Genomic DNA, 14,287 nt, shown 5'->3' with positions numbered 1-14,287 from the left:
GGGGGCGGGCTGGAGGGGGAGTTCTACCTGCCCCGCGAGGCGGCCGCCCGGCTGCGTGCCCTGTTGGACGCCTACGCCAAACCCAAGGCCGAGGGCGATGACCGTTCGTTGCAGGTCCGCCAGGCCGACGCGCTGATCGCGCTGCTGGAGCAGAAAATCGCCACCGAGCTTCTGGTCCTGGTCAACGCCGAATCCCTCCCCGCCGACCCCGAGGACGCCACCCCCACCGACAGCACCCACACCGACGACACCAGCGACACCGACACCAGCGCCCCTCACGACCCGCGCGACACTGGCGACTGCGACCCCCGCGACACGGGAAGCGCCGACGACCCGGGCGATGCCGGTGCAGAGGCCGGGGCCGGTGCGGCTGTGGACGCCGCTGCCGAGAGTGCCGGCCTTGCTGCCACCGGCCTGTGCGGTGAGGAGGCCGGCGGCTGCGGGGCCGGTCAGCAGCGGGCCGGTGGGCACGGGCCGCGCGACGCCGTGAGCACCGCCTCGGTCGAGGGCGGCGACCTCGCACGCGTCAAGGGCGAGGACTGCGCCCGTGCCGAGGGGCAGAACCGGGCCCCCGCGATGGGGGACGACGGCGCCTTTGCCGAGGTGGAGGACAGCGTCGCTGGTGAGGCGGAAGGCGCCGGCCCTGGGTGTCCTGCCCAGACGGCCGACGAGTTTTCCGGCGGCGATGGCGCGCGTCCGCAGGCAGCGCTTCCGCATGCAGTGCAGCCGGATCCTCCTCCCGAGGACGCCGCTGTGCGTCACACCCACGCCGGGCACCGGCCTGCGGGGGACTGCCGGCATGCGCAGGACACGCCTGGGAACCACGGCGACGTGCGCTGTGGACAGTCGCCGCCACGGACGCCACCAGGGACGCCACAGGGAGTGTCACGGGGATGGCCACCGAAATCGCCACTGGGGACGGCACAGGGAGCGTCACCGGGATCGGTAGCGGGGACGGCAGCGGGGACGGCACGGGAGGCGCTCCTGGGGCTGGCGGGGGCGCTGCCGGGGGCGCTGCTGGGGACGGCGCCGGGGTTGTTGCTGGCGACCGGGCAGGTGCTGCCGGTCTCCGGCGTGCACCGCCTTGCCCGCACCAGCGCCCTGGTGCGCCTGGTCATGGACGCCGACGGGCAGGTGCTGGACATGGGCCGCAAGGTCCGCCTGGCCACCCCGGCCCAACGACGGGCGATCTTCGCCCGCTACGCCACCTGCTGGATCGACGGCTGCCCGCTGCCCGCCACGATGTGCCAGATCGACCACGCCGACAACTGGAGCAGCGGCGGCCTGACCGACCTGAAACTGCTCGGCCCGGCCTGCCAGTTCCACAACCGCGACCGCTACCGCCACCCCGACCGCTACACCCGCCGCAAGGAAGGCACCGACCGCTGGGCCTTCACCTACCACCGACCCCCAGGAGCCCGGAGGCTGCGGGAATGACAGCCGCGACAGCCATGAACGCAACAGCGATCAACGCGACATCCATGAACGCGACAGCCATGAAACGTCCGGAAACGCGCAGGGCCGCGCCACCACAGAGGGCCACCGCAGAGGGCCGGCGCGAGCCCGGCCGCGGGCCGCCGCCTCGGTTCCGCCGAGCCCGCAGGAGCCGGGCGGCGGACTCGCGTCGGCTGCGTCGCGGCCTGCGACCATACCGTGGACGAACGTCAGAGCGGAATCCACTCGGTGGCGACGGTGACCTCGTCCAGCAGCGACGGGATCGGGTCGACCCCGATGCCCGGGCCCGTGGGCACCGTCAGATGCCCGTCCTCAAGCTCGAAGGGCGGTGTGATGTCGGTGCTGTAGTAGCGGCGGGAGCCGGAGGTGTCGCCGGGCAGGGTGAAGCCGGGCAACGCGGCCAGTGCGACGTTGGCGGCGCGGCCGATGCCGGTCTCCAGCATGCCGCCGCACCAGACCGCGACGCCGTGGGCGCGGCACAGGTCGTGGATGCGCCGGGCTTCGAGGTAGCCGCCGACCCGTCCGGGCTTGATGTTGACGACCGAGCAGGCGCCGAGGGAGATGGCCGCCGCCGCGTGTGCGGCGGACTCGATCGACTCGTCCAGGCACACAGGGGTGTTGATCGAGGCGGCCAGCCGGGCGTGCTGGACCATGTCGTCGTCGGCCAGCGGCTGCTCGATGAGCAGCAGGCCGAACTCGTCCAGCCGCGCCAGGTGCGGGGCGTCGGTGAGGGTGTAGGCGGCGTTCGCGTCGACTTGCAGCGGCAGCTCGGGCCCGAAGCGTTCGCGCACGGCGCGTACGGGCTCCAGATCCCAGCCGGGCTGGATCTTGAGCTTGACGCGGACGTACCCCTCGTCCAGGTAGCCGGCGACGGCGTCGAGTAGTTCGGGGACGGAGTTCATGATGCCGACCGAGACCCCGGCCGGCACCCTGCCCTTTGTGGCGCCGAGGAAGGCGGCGAGCGACTGCCCGGTTCCGCGCAGGTGGGCGTCCAGCACGGCGGTCTCCAGCGCCGCCTTGGCCATGCGGTGCCCCTTGATCGGGTGCAGCGCCTCGTTGACGGCGTACGGGCCGGGACGCGAGGGCAGGGCGGGGATCAGGAATCGGCGCAGCACGTCGGCCGCGCCTTCGGCGTACTCCGAGGAGTAAAGGGGCTGGGACATCGCCACGCACTCGCCCCAGCCCTCGGCGTCGGGCGTGACGACGCGCAGCAGCAGCACGTCACGCCGTGTCTCGGTGCCGAAGGACGTGCGGAAGGGCGCGACCAGCGGCATCGCGATCCGCCGCAACTCGATCCCGGTGATCTTCATGCCGCTGGTCTTCATCTCGCTGGTCTTCATAGCGTTGCGCGGCCGTCGCCGCCTCTCCCTTCGTCGCGGGCGTCCCGGCGGACGACATAGCAGGACCTGTCGTGGAATCCGGTGACCCGAGCCCCGTCGCGTAGCAGGTCGCCGAGCACCTCACGCAGGGCCAGCCGCCAGGACCGGGCCGCGGCCGGATCCGTCACTCGCAGGGTCTCGATGTCCCCGGGCACGGCGACCAGCACCGTCGCGGCGTCGGTGCGGCCTCGCACGGGCCGGCCGCCGTCGTCGCCCAGCCCCGTGACCGCGTCCGGCGGGATCTCCACCGGGGACGGTTCACGCCGTACGGCGGCGAGCACGTGCGGCGAGGTCAGGCGCCAGACGGCGAGCACCCGGTCGCTCTCGTCCCCCGCGTTGATCGCGTCGCCCATGGTGCCGTAGAACGCCGGCAGGTACTCCTCGGGCCAGGCGCCGAGCTTGGCGAGGTTGAAGTGGGCGTTGCGGCGGACCAGCGGGTCGTACGTCCAGGTGATGGTCTCCAGGCCGCGGTCGAGCGCCCACTCCCGCTGGTGCAGCTTCAGCGCGAAGCCGACGCCCCGCCCGGCGAGAGTCCCGGTGATGTGGGAGTGCAGCGCCCGCCGCGGCGGGGCCGCGACGAACCCGACCGACGCGCCGACCAGCCGGTCGTGCCGGTAGGCCCCCGCGACGTAGTTCCCGGCGTGCGAGAGCGCCCGCAGCATCTCCACCGTGACCGGCGCGGCTCCCGGATCCGGCCGCCAGATGCCGCCGAACAGGCGGCAGACGTCCTCGAACTCCTCGATGGTGTGGAGTTCACGCAGACGCAGGTCACCGAGACCGCTCATCCGCGCACCGCCTCGACCAGGCCGGTCAGCAGCGCGGCGCGGCCCGGCATCTCGGCCACGACCACGTGCTCGTCGTCGGCGTGCGCGCCGCCGCCGACCGCGCCGAGCCCGTCGAGGGTGGGGCAGCCGGCGCCGGCGGTGAGGTTGCCGTCCGATGCGCCCCCGACGGCGGCGCCCGACAGGGGAGCGAGCCCGAGGCCCGCGGCGATCCGCTGGGCGAGCGCGAACAGGCCGGCCGACGCGGCCGGTTCGAGCGGTGGGCGGTTCGGGCCGCCGAGAACCTCCAGGCGGGTTCCGGGCGTCCGGGGCGACAGCGCCCGCATCAGCGCGTCCACGTGGAGCTGGGCCGCGACGGTCGGCACACGGACGTCCACGGCCAGCCGGGCCAGCGCGGGCACGGTGTTCATGGTGGTGCCGCCGGACAGCAGCGTCGGCGTGACCGTGGCCCCGTCCAGGGGCCCGTCCGGGCCGTCCGCGGCCGCGATCGCGGCGACGGCGAGGATCTGGTGGGCGAGCTCGACTCCGGCGTTGGCCCCCTTGCCGGGGTCGAGGCCCGCGTGGGCGGCCCGGCCGCGCACCACGATCTCGTACGCCGAGATGCCCTTGCGCGCGGTCTTCAGCGCGCCGCCCTCGGCGCTCGCCTCCAGCACGAAGGCGGCGGCGCAGCCACGCGCCGACTCCTCGACCAGGGCGCGGGAGGACGGCGACCCGACCTCCTCGTCACCGGTGACCAGCACGCACACGCCGTCCGGGGAGGGGAGCGCGGCCAGGGCGTGGAACATCTGCACCAGCCCGGCCTTCATGTCGAACACCCCGGGCCCCCGCGCGATCCCGCCGCTGACCGACCACGGCCGCGTGCGCAGGGAGCCGATCGGCCAGACCGTGTCGTGGTGACCGAGCAGCAGCACGCGCGGCTCGCCGAAGCTCCACCGCAGGTGCGTCACCCCGTCGATCACGATCGTCTCGGGAGGCACGCCGAGCAGGCGGCGTCCCTGGCCGGCGACCACGGCGGCGCTGCGGGCCACCGCCTCGTGGTCGGCGGAGAACGACTCGCAGCAGGCCAGCTCCTCCAGGTCCGCGAGCATCGCGGCGATATCCGCGGCGGTCACAGCGGCCTGCCCAGTTCGGCGCGGAACAGTCGCCGGACGTTGCCGCCGAGGATCTTCACGATCTCGTCGTCGGACAGGCCCCGCCGCAGCAGGGCCTCGGTGACCAGGGGCAGCCCGCGTGGCCCGTCCAGGCCGGGCAGGGCGGCGCCGGGGTCGATCCCGTCGAAGCCGAAGTCCTCACAGCACGGGGGAGTGACGTCGTGCAGCACCTCGCGGACGAAGTCGGGCCCCAGTCCCACGTGGTCGATCCCGGCGACTCCCGCGACGTGCTCGATGTGGTCCACCAGCCGGTCCAGCGTGTGGTCGGCGGGGTCCTCCGCCAGGAAGACGGGGAAGAAGTTGACGCAGACGACCCCGCCGGTGGCGGCGACGCCGCGAATCTGGTCGTCGGTGAGGTTGCGGTGGTGGTCGCGCAGGGCGCGGGCGGAGGAGTGGGTCGCCATCACCGGGCGGGTGGCCAGTTCCAGCACGTGCTCGACCCCGCGCGCGCCCAGGTGGGAGATGTCGAAGATCATGCCGAGTCGCTCCATCTCCCGTACGGCCGCTACCCCCGCGTGGGTGAGCCTGCCGCCGGTGGCGTCCTCGCCGCTGCCGTCCGCCAGCGGCGTGCGCCCCCAGTGGGCGATCGAGCCGACCCGTACGCCGAGCCGGTGCAGGGTGGGCAGCAGTTCGACCGAGGAGTCCAGGCCGGGCATGCTCTCCAGCGCCAGGACCAGGGCGATCAGGCCGTCGTCGAGCGCCCGGTCGACCTGCGCGCCGTCCAGGCACAGCCGTACGGCGTCCGCGTTGCCCTCGGCCAGCGTGTGCGCGCACTCGATCATGCGCAGGGTCTGGCGCAGCGCGCCCTCCGGCCGGTAGCGGTCGTCCACGAAGACCGGCAGCACCTGGAGATCCACTCCGCCGCCCCGCAACTGGGGCAGCCACCGTTCGCGGAAGAACCCCGCCCACCGGGCCGGCGGACGTTCGGCGACCGCCATCAGCAGGTCGTTGTGCGTGTCCGCGACGACCGCGCGGTGATGGAGGCCGGGGTGAAGTTCGACTGGCACGCCGCTGACGGTACGGCAGGGAGGGAGTGGGGCAATTCGTCCGGTCTCACCAAAGAACGGCTGGACCTTCGTCCATCCGTCCAACGGCCTCACCTTACTATGTAAAGGCGGGCCGCTGAACAAGCTGACAATAGGCTGACCTCGTGGCAGCGCCGTACCGGACGATCAGCGACATCGTCGAGCACGAAATCGAGATCCGCCGTTCGCGCTTCATCTGCGCGCTCGCTCCGGCGGCCACGGAGGAGGCCGCGCGGGAGTTCGTGGCCGAGCGCAGGCGGCTCTACGCCGACGCGACCCACAACTGCTCGGCGTACGTCGTCGGCGAAGGCGTGCGCAGGGCGGACGACGACGGGGAGCCGGGCGGCACGGCCGGCACGCCGATGCTGGAGATGCTCACCCGGCGCGGCTTCGCCGACGTTGTCGCCGTCGTCACCCGCTACTTCGGCGGGGTGCTGCTGGGCGCGGGCGGGCTCGCCCGGGCGTACGGCGGTGCGGTGGGCGAGACGCTCGACCGGGCGGAGGTGGTCGAGATGGTCCCCGCGGCGGTCGTGACCGTGTCGGTCGGCCACGCGCTGGCCGGAAGGCTGGAAAGCGACCTGCGTGCCTCGCCGTACGTGCTACGCGGTGTCGACTACAGCGTCGACTACGGCGCGCGGGTCGCCTTCGAGGTGGCCGTGGCCGAGGACCGGCTGCCCGTCTTCGAGGAATGGATCGCGGCGGCCACCGCCGGGCGGGCCGAGACCGCGCTCGGCGGCACCGTTCACCTCGCCCGCTGACACGGGGAGACGCCCGTCACCCCTCCAGGGCGTACTGCATCACGCGGAGCTTGGCCTGCGCCTCGGCGAGCTCGGCGGCGGGGTCCGACCCGGCCATGATGCCGCAGCCGGCGAACAGCCGGGCGCGCCTGCCCGAGACGTACGCGCAGCGCAGCGCGATGCCCCACTCGCCGTCGCCGCGCGAGTCGATCCAGCCGACCGGCCCGGAGTAGCCCGCGCGGTCCATGCCCTCCAGCTCGCGGATGACGCCGAGCGCGGCGCCGGTGGGCGTCCCGCCGACGGCCGCCGTGGGGTGCATGGCGGCCACCACGTCGAGCACCGACGCGCCGTCGGACAGCCGCCCGGTGACCCGGCTGGCCAGGTGCTGGACGTTCGGCAGCACCAGCAACTCGGGGCGGTCCGGCACGTCGAGCGCCGAGCAGAGGGGAGCGAGGGCCTCGCGAACCGAGGCGACCGCGCAGGCGTGCTCGTGGCGGTCCTTCGGGGAGGCGTACAGTGCCGCGCCGCGGGCGGCGTCCTCGGCGGGGTAGGCGCCGCGCGGCGTCGTGCCGGCGAGGACCAGCGACTCCACCTCCTGGCCGACGTGCCGGACCAGCAGTTCCGGCGTCGCGCCGACCAGCCCGTCCACCGAGAACGTGTAGCACTCGGGGTAGCGCGCGGCCAATCGTGTCAGCAGCACGCGGGGGTCGATGTCCCGCTCGGCGACGGCCGTCAGATCGCGGGCGAGCACGACCTTGTCCAGCATGCCGTCTTTGATCCGCTCCACGGCTCGCGCCACCCGGTGCTCCCACTGGGGCGCGGTCAGCGAGCCGTCGCCGTACCGGATGCGGCCGGGCTCCGTCGGCGGGGTGACGAGGTCGAAGGCGTTGTCGCCGATCGTGGTGAGCCAGGCGCGGCCGTCCCGGCGGGCGAGCACCACGCGGGGGACGATCAGCACGCTCCCCTGGGCGTCGCCGTCGAAGGTGAAGGAGCCGAAGGCGACCGGTCCCGAGCCCGGCACGCCGACCTCGTCCTCGATGAGCGCCCCGGCGAACAGCGAGGAGAGCCAGCCGCGCGCCCAGTCGAACCGGCCGGGGCCGGGCGGCACCGCGGCCCGTGCCGCCTCCCCCCAGCCCACGAGTCCTTCACCCTGTCTGATCCAGGCGTACGGCGCGGTGCCGGGCAGACGCGCCAGCAGATCGTCAGGGTCGCTCACCGCGACCGTGCGAACCACGAGGGGCCGGATAAGAGCGACAGTCACCCGACTCACTCTACGCAGGATCTGAACATGTTCGACAAGAGGCCCCCCATGCGATGGCGGGACCCCTCTGTCAAGCCGCGATAGGAACTTGGTCATGGAAGGCTCGCCTTCCCTGGTGGCGATAGAGCGCACCTCCACGCGATCCCTACCTTTGATCTCCCGGAGGTGCCCATGATCAAGAAGATCACGCCGGTCCTGGCCGCGACCGTCCTGCTCGTGCCGACCGGCGCCCACGCCCGTACGACGCCCGCCGTGATGGCGGCGCTGGGCGACTCGATCAGCGCGGGGTTCAACGCCTGCGGCTGGTACGTCGCCTGCACGTCCCGCTCGTGGTCCGCGGGCGACTTCCCGTCGGTGAACAGCCACTATCTGCGCCTGCTCGCCCTGGGGAGCGCGATCAAGGGGCACAACCTGAACTTCGCCGTCCCGGGGTCGACCAGCGCCGACCTGTCCGGGCAGGCACGGCAGGCCGTCCAGGCCGGGGCCGGCTACGTCACCGTCCTGATCGGCGCGCAGGACGCCTGCGTGGGTTCCGAGAAGGAGATGACCCCCGTGGGAACGTTCCGGCGCAACATCGACGAGGCTTTCGACCTGCTGCGGCCCACCGGCGCGCGCGTCTTCGTGGCGAGCATTCCGGACGTCAAGCGCCTGTGGCGGGTGGGCAAAGACAACGGCTGGGCGCGCACGTTCTGGGCGATCGGCCACATCTGCCAGTCGATGCTGGCCAACCCGAAGTCCACCGCGAAGAAGGACGAGGCCAGGCGCGACCGGGTGCGCGACCGGGTGATGGACTACAACGAGCAGCTCCGGCAGGCGTGCGAGAGGTACGGCCCGGCCTGCCGCTACGACGGGGGAGCGGTCTTCTCCTATCCCTTCACCCTCAAGCAGGTGAGCGCGTGGGACTACTTCCATCCCAACGCCGACGGGCAGAAGGCGCTCGCGAAGATCACCTTCGACCCGGGCTTCTTCTCCGACGTCGAGCCCTAGCCGGCGCGGCGGAGGCGGTCGAGGGTCTGCTCCAGTTCCTCCTGCAGCACGCGGCCCGCGCCGTCGGCGTCACCGCGTTCGACGGCGCCGACGAACGCCGCGTGGGAGTCGTCTCCCGGGTTCGGGTCGCCCGCCCGCAGGTCGAGCAGGTCCACCAGGGCGACCAGACCCTCCCGCAGCCGGGGGACGAACTCGGCGAACAGGTCGGTCAGCACCGGGTTGTGCGCGGCGGCGACGACGGCCGCGTGCAGGGCGATGTCGGCGTCGACGAAGGCGGCGTCGCTCTCCCGCGCGGCGGCCCGCCGGGCCTCCAGCGCCGCGTGCAGCGCCGTCACGTCGTCCGGCGTACGGCGCCCCGCCGCCAGCCGGGCGGCCTGGACCTCGACCAGCATGCGCACCTCGTAGACGTCGGCCACGGCGGCGCGGCGCAGGCGGGCCGCCCAGTCCTCGGCGGGCCTGGTGGCGATGACGAAGACCCCGGCGCCCTGCCGTGCCTGGACCAGCCCGGCTCCGGCCAGCGCGCGCAGGGCCTCGCGGACGGTGGAACGGCCCACGCCCAGGGTCGTGGCCAGGGTGGTCTCGCCGGGCAGCCGGGTGCCGACAGGCCAGCGGCCCTCCGTGATCTGCTCGCGCAGGCTCTCGACGGCCTGGTCGACGAGGGGACTGCGGTGGAGCGCGCCGAGCGCCATCGCGATTCACCTCTCAGGTTGTCTGAGGAGTTGTCGATGGCTAGTCTAACCGCCATGACGCCGCACGAGTCCTTCGGCCTGCTTCTCGGCCGCCGCGGCGGGGCCTGATCCGATGACCGGCACCCCGCCGCGGGGTGCCGTGCCGCCGGTCGCCCTCCGACCGAAGGATCACCGTCGTGACAACCGTCCCCACTCCCTTCCCCACGCTTCGCACCCCGGACGGCCCGGTGCCCGCCGACGCTCCCGCCTGGAATCCCCAGCGGGGCAGCGCGATGCCGTACCACCGCTACAGGCCCGCGCACGAGCGGGTCGAGATCCCCGAGTTGCCGCGTGCCTGGCCGGGGCGCAGGATCGAGCGTGCCCCGCTGTGGGTGCCCGTCGACCTGCGCGACGGCAACCAGGCGCTGGCCGAGCCGATGGACACGCCGCGCAAGCGCCGCATGTTCGACCTCCTCGTCGCGATGGGGTTCAAGGAGATCGAGGTCGGCTACCCGTCGTCGAGCCGGACCGACTTCGACTTCGTCCGCCACCTCGCCGAAAGCGGCGCCGTGCCGGACGACGTGACCCCTGTGGTGTTCACGGCGGCCCGCCGCGACCTCATCGAGCAGACCTTCGCCTCCATCCAGGGCATGCCGCGCGCGGTGGTGCACCTCTACACCGCGACCGCGCCGGTCTGGCGCGATGTCGTCCTCGGGCAGGACCGGGCCGGCCTGCACGCGCTCATCCGGGAGGCCGCCGGTCACATCGCGCGGCTCGCCGACGCGACGCCGGGGACGGCCGTGCGGTTCGAGTTCTCCCCGGAGGTGTTCAACTGCACCGAACCCGACTTCGTCCTGGAGGTCTGCAACGGCCTCACCCGGTTGTGGGACGCCTCGCCCGACCGACCGGTGATCCACAACCTGCCCGCCACCGTCGAGATCGCCACGCCGAACCTCTACGCCGACCAGATCGAGTACATGCACCGCCACCTCGAACGGCGTGACGCGGTCATCCTCTCGGTCCACCCGCACAACGACAGGGGCACGGGGGTGGCCTGCGCGGAGCTCGCCGTACTGGCCGGGGCGCAGCGCGTCGAGGGCTGCCTGTTCGGCAACGGCGAGCGCACCGGGAACGTCGACCTCGTCACCCTCGCGCTCAACCTGTACGCGCAGGGCGTCGACCCGATGGTCGACTTCTCCGACATCGACGTCATCCGGCGGACCGTCGAGGAGTGCAACCGCCTGCCGGTCCACGTACGCCACCCGTACGGAGGAGACCTGGTCTACACGGCCTTCTCCGGGACCCACCAGGACGCGATCAGCAAGGGCCTCGCCCACCACGAGCGCGCGGCGGCCGAGCGGGGCGTGCCGGTGGGGGAGGCGCCGTGGTCGGTGCCGTACCTGCCGATCGACCCGGCCGACGTCGGCCGCACGTACGAGGCGGTCATCCGCGTCAACAGCCAGTCGGGCAAGGGCGGCATCGCCCACCTCCTCCAGGCGCACCACGGGCTCGACCTGCCGAAGGCGCTGCGCGCCGAGTTCTCCCGGATCGTCCAGGACGCGACGGACCGCAGCGGGCGGGAGGCCACGCCGAAGGAACTGCTCCAGTTGTTCCGCGCGGCGTACATGGCGGCGGACGGGCCGGTCACGCTGTCGTCGTGGACGGCTGCCGGCGACGGCTTCCACTGCCTGGTCCGGCGGGAGGAGCGCGAAAGCGGGGGGAGCGGCGCCGAGCCGGCGGCGGCCCTCACCGCCGCGCTGGCGGCGTCAGGGATCGCGGTGGAGGTGCTCTGGCAGGGCGGGCATCCGGTGGAGGGCGGCGCCGTCGCCTACGCCCGGTGCCACGTCGGCGACACCTCTGCCTGGGGGGCGGGCGAGGACGCCGACGCCGTGACGGCCTCCGCCCGGGCGGTGCTCGCCGCCGTCAACCGCGCCCTGGCCGGCTAGACAACGAACGAGGTCTCCGGCAGGTGGTCGATCGACCAGGACGAACCCCCCACCGGAGACAGCATCAGGGATCAGGCGGGCAGGTCGGCCACCCGGGCGGCGACCGGGCCGAACAGGTCGCCGATCGTGGTCAGGGCGGCGGCGTGCAGGGCCTGCGCCGGGATCGGCGCGCCGTCCGGGCCCGCGAGCGGCCGGGTCGCGCACGCCTCGGCCACGACGGTGGGCCGGTAGCCGAGGTTGAACGCGCCCTGGGCGGTGAACTGGACGCACATGTGGGTCATGAAGCCCGCAAGCACCAGGTCCGGCCCGGCGTCCAGGCCGCGCAGCACCTCCTGCAGGTCGGTGCCGTGGAAGGAGTTGGGGAAGTTCTTCACCACGACCGGCTCGCCGTCCCGGGGCGCCACGCGCGCGTCGATCTGCCCGATCTCGGCCCGGACGTCGTACGGGCTGCCTTCGCCGCCGTCGTTGACCACGTGCACCACCGGGGCGCCGGCGGCGCGGGCGCGGTCCAGGAGGCGGGCGGCGGCGTCCAGGGCGCGGTCGGCGTCCGGCAGCGCCATGACGCCGGTGCGATAGGTGTTCTGGAAATCGATCATGATCAGGGTGCTCGCCGAGAGCGCCGGCAGCGCGCCGTCCAGGCCGATCACGTCACGCAGGGTCGTCGAAACGGTCATCACTGGTCTCCTTGCACAGAGGGAAAAGGGCAGGACGAGGCGCCGGCCCTGCCGGGCCGGGGCACAAGGGGGAAAGATCAGGCGGCGGTGCGGAAGCGCCGCCGGTAGGCCGCCGGGGTGGTGGCCAGCCGCCGCCTGAACACGCGGTGCAGGGTCTCCACCGAGCCCAGGCCGGCCGCGGCGGCGACCCGCTCCAGCGGGTCGTCGGTGCTCTCCAGCAGCCGCCGCGCCGCCTCCGTCCGCGCCGCCTCGACGTACGCGGCCGGGGTTTCGCCGGTCTCCTTCCGGAAGACCCGGGTGAAATGGCGTTCACTCAGGCACATCCGCTCGGCGAGCGCGGCGGCGGACAGGTCGGCGGTCAGGTTCTCGGTGATCCACGCCCGCAGTTCGTCGAGGTCGCGGCGCTCGGCCGGGGCCCTCCACAGCGGGACGCTGAACTGGCTCTGCCCGCCCTGCCGCTTGAGGTACATCACCAGCTGCCGGGCCACCGCCAGCGCCAGCCGCTCGCCGTGGTCCTCGGCGACCAGGGCCAGCGCGAGATCCATGCACGCGCTGATCCCCGCGCCCGTCCACACCTTCCCCGAGCGGACGTAGATCGGGTCCGGGTCCACGACGACGTCGGGGTGGTCGGCCGCCAGCCGGTCGGCGGTGGCCCAGTGCGTGGTCGCCGTCCGGCCGGACAGGAGGCCCGCGGCGGCCAGCAGGTGCGCGCCGACGCACACCGAGGCCACCCGGCGGGCGTGCCGGGAGGTCTCGCCGATCCAGCCGACCAGGTGCGGGTCGATCACCGGCGCCCCCTCGCGGTCCACCGCTCCGGGCACCACGAGGGTGTCCACCTGGTCGCCGACCTGGGCGAAGGTCAGGTCGGTGGCGAGCCGGACGCCGGCGGCGGTGCGCACCTGACCGCCGTCCGGGCCGGCCAGCAGCACCTGGTAGGGCGGCCGGTCGGACATCTCCCGGTTGGCGACCGCGAACACCTCCGCGGGCCCGGTGACGTCGAGGAGGTCGACGTCGGGGAACACGGCGATGACGACACGGTGCGGGGTGGGCATGCACCTATTGTCGCCATTCCGCCCTCGTGGCCGCCATGACGGGGTTCTGTCACATGCGGACATCCGGGCGGGGGTCCGTCAGCGCGATCACCTGCCGCTGTGGAACGGCAGGAGACGAACCACGGAAGCTAGCCTTCACGGGAGCGGTGCGCGCGGACCTTGTGACGGTTGCCGCACCGCTCCATCGAGCACCAGCGCCTGCTGCCGGGGCGTGAGGTGTCGACGAAGATGAGGGCGCAGTTGTCCCCCGCGCACTCCCGCACGCGGTCCGCGTACGGGCCGGTGAACAGCTCGATCGCGTCCCTCGCGACGGTCGCGACCACCTGGCCACCGGTCGCCGGGGCGGCCCAGGACCTCAGCCCGTCCGCCGTCATCACGGGCGTCAACGGCGGCGCCGACGCTGCCAGGTTGACCGCGTCGAGGTCCGCCTGCCTCGGCGTGCGCCCGTGGACGCGGTCGCCGGCCAGCCCCCACAGGGCGGTGCGCAGGGCTTTCGCGCGGGCCAGGTCGCCGGCCGTGGTGTCCACCCGCTCAAGGCCGAGCCGGGACACGGCGGCCCACCGGGCCAGGTCGGCCGGCTCGTGCAGCGTCTCGTAGCGGGCGTAGACCCCCACGCCGCCGCTGACCAGGAACTCCAGGCAGAGGGCGCCCGGATCGAAGCGGAAGGAGACCCCGTCGCGTGGATGTAGCGTCAGGCTCATGTAACCACTATAAAGGGTTACATGACTCTCGAATGGAAGCTCGTCATCGACTGCGCCGACCCGCACGCGCAGGCCGCGTTCTGGGCGGAGGCCCTGGGCTACGAGGTGGAGGACAACAGCGCGATCGTCGGCAGGCTCCTGGCCGCCGGCGTCGTGGGGGAGGAGGCGGTGACCCCCGACCGCATGGCCTTCCGGGATCTGCGTGCCGTACGGCACCCGGACGACCCGGTCGATCCGCACAGTGGCACCGGCCTCGGCCGCCGGATCCTCTTCCACGCGGTCCCCGAGCCGAAGGCCGGCAAGAACCGCCTGCACATCGACCTGCACGCGGGCCCCGAGCGCAGGGATGCCGAGGTGGACCGGCTCAAGGCGCTCGGCGCGACCGTGCTGCGTACGGTCCAGGAGCCCGGTGGTCACCACGTGACCATGGCCGACCCCGAGGGCAACGAGTTCGACGTGCAGTGAGCCT

Annotated in this window: 14 protein-coding genes; 5 read left to right on the top strand and 9 right to left on the bottom strand. The window is 73.3% G+C overall.

Annotation, left to right across the window (positions count from 1 at the left end):
- A partial coding sequence (locus ABZ857_RS11180; protein ID WP_357041038.1) for an HNH endonuclease signature motif containing protein occupies positions 1–1,437 on the top strand: 1,437 nt, incomplete at its 5' end.
- 227 nt (positions 1,438–1,664) lie between these two features.
- Here the strand turns inward: ABZ857_RS11180 and menC are convergent.
- The 4 genes from menC to ABZ857_RS11160 are packed head-to-tail and all read right to left on the bottom strand — an operon-like array spanning position 1,665 to position 5,774.
- Positions 1,665–2,765, bottom strand: a complete 1,101-nt coding sequence (gene menC, locus ABZ857_RS11175) for an o-succinylbenzoate synthase (protein ID WP_357041108.1) — start codon at positions 2,763–2,765, stop codon at positions 1,665–1,667.
- Positions 2,766–2,791: 26 nt separating this feature from the next.
- A complete protein-coding gene (locus ABZ857_RS11170) occupies positions 2,792–3,619 on the bottom strand; it encodes a GNAT family N-acetyltransferase (protein WP_357041035.1) in 828 nt (275 codons plus the stop codon).
- Positions 3,616–4,728: a M20 family metallopeptidase gene (locus ABZ857_RS11165; protein ID WP_357041032.1), complete on the bottom strand. Its 1,113-nt coding sequence runs from the start codon at positions 4,726–4,728 to the stop codon at positions 3,616–3,618. The genes ABZ857_RS11170 and ABZ857_RS11165 overlap by 4 nt, the downstream gene beginning before the upstream one ends.
- Entirely contained in the window at positions 4,725–5,774 is a 1,050-nt protein-coding gene (locus ABZ857_RS11160; RefSeq protein ID WP_357041029.1) for a membrane dipeptidase, read from the bottom strand. The genes ABZ857_RS11165 and ABZ857_RS11160 overlap by 4 nt, the downstream gene beginning before the upstream one ends.
- 143 nt (positions 5,775–5,917) lie before the next feature.
- On the opposite strand from ABZ857_RS11160, the gene ABZ857_RS11155 reads away from it, so the two are divergent.
- A complete protein-coding gene (locus tag ABZ857_RS11155) occupies positions 5,918–6,550 on the top strand; it encodes a YigZ family protein (protein ID WP_357041026.1) in 633 nt (210 codons plus the stop codon).
- 16 nt (positions 6,551–6,566) lie between these two features.
- Here ABZ857_RS11155 and ABZ857_RS11150 read toward each other — a convergent pair whose 3' ends face one another.
- Positions 6,567–7,790, bottom strand: a complete 1,224-nt coding sequence (locus ABZ857_RS11150; RefSeq protein WP_357041023.1) for an isochorismate synthase — start codon at positions 7,788–7,790, stop codon at positions 6,567–6,569.
- A 171-nt stretch (positions 7,791–7,961) separates the two neighbouring features.
- Between ABZ857_RS11150 and ABZ857_RS11145 the strand changes: the two genes are divergently transcribed.
- Positions 7,962–8,777, top strand: a complete 816-nt coding sequence (locus ABZ857_RS11145; protein WP_357041020.1) for an SGNH/GDSL hydrolase family protein — start codon at positions 7,962–7,964, stop codon at positions 8,775–8,777.
- On the opposite strand, the gene ABZ857_RS11140 is transcribed toward ABZ857_RS11145, so the two are convergent.
- On the bottom strand, positions 8,774–9,466 hold the full coding sequence (locus tag ABZ857_RS11140) for an FCD domain-containing protein (RefSeq protein ID WP_357041018.1): 693 nt from the start codon (positions 9,464–9,466) through the stop codon (positions 8,774–8,776). The two genes, ABZ857_RS11145 and ABZ857_RS11140, sit on opposite strands and share 4 nt — an antisense overlap.
- A gap of 176 nt (positions 9,467–9,642) precedes the next feature.
- Between ABZ857_RS11140 and ABZ857_RS11135 the strand changes: the two genes are divergently transcribed.
- Entirely contained in the window at positions 9,643–11,391 is a 1,749-nt protein-coding gene (locus ABZ857_RS11135; protein ID WP_357041015.1) for a 2-isopropylmalate synthase, read from the top strand.
- Positions 11,392–11,462: 71 nt separating this feature from the next.
- Here the strand turns inward: ABZ857_RS11135 and ABZ857_RS11130 are convergent, their stop codons facing one another.
- The 3 genes from ABZ857_RS11130 to ABZ857_RS11120 form a co-directional block, all read right to left on the bottom strand.
- A complete protein-coding gene (locus tag ABZ857_RS11130; RefSeq protein WP_357041012.1) occupies positions 11,463–12,065 on the bottom strand; it encodes an isochorismatase family protein in 603 nt (200 codons plus the stop codon).
- 77 nt (positions 12,066–12,142) lie between these two features.
- The gene (locus ABZ857_RS11125; RefSeq protein WP_357041009.1) at positions 12,143–13,117 is read right to left on the bottom strand and encodes a DJ-1/PfpI family protein; all 975 of its coding nucleotides are present in this window, start codon (positions 13,115–13,117) and stop codon (positions 12,143–12,145) included.
- Between the two features lie 128 nt (positions 13,118–13,245).
- Positions 13,246–13,818 carry an ABATE domain-containing protein gene (locus tag ABZ857_RS11120; protein ID WP_357041006.1) on the bottom strand — a complete coding sequence of 191 codons (573 nt, stop codon included), beginning with the start codon at positions 13,816–13,818 and terminating at the stop codon, positions 13,246–13,248.
- A 21-nt stretch (positions 13,819–13,839) separates the two neighbouring features.
- Between ABZ857_RS11120 and ABZ857_RS11115 the strand changes: the two genes are divergently transcribed.
- A complete protein-coding gene (locus ABZ857_RS11115) occupies positions 13,840–14,283 on the top strand; it encodes a VOC family protein (protein WP_357041004.1) in 444 nt (147 codons plus the stop codon).
- Positions 14,284–14,287: the final 4 nt, after the last annotated feature.

The organism is Microbispora sp. NPDC046933, from assembly GCF_040644635.1.
Lineage (GTDB): Bacteria > Actinomycetota > Actinomycetes > Streptosporangiales > Streptosporangiaceae > Microbispora.
Note: the sequence above shows the minus strand (reverse complement) of the source record. Positions and strands in the feature narration are given on the sequence as shown.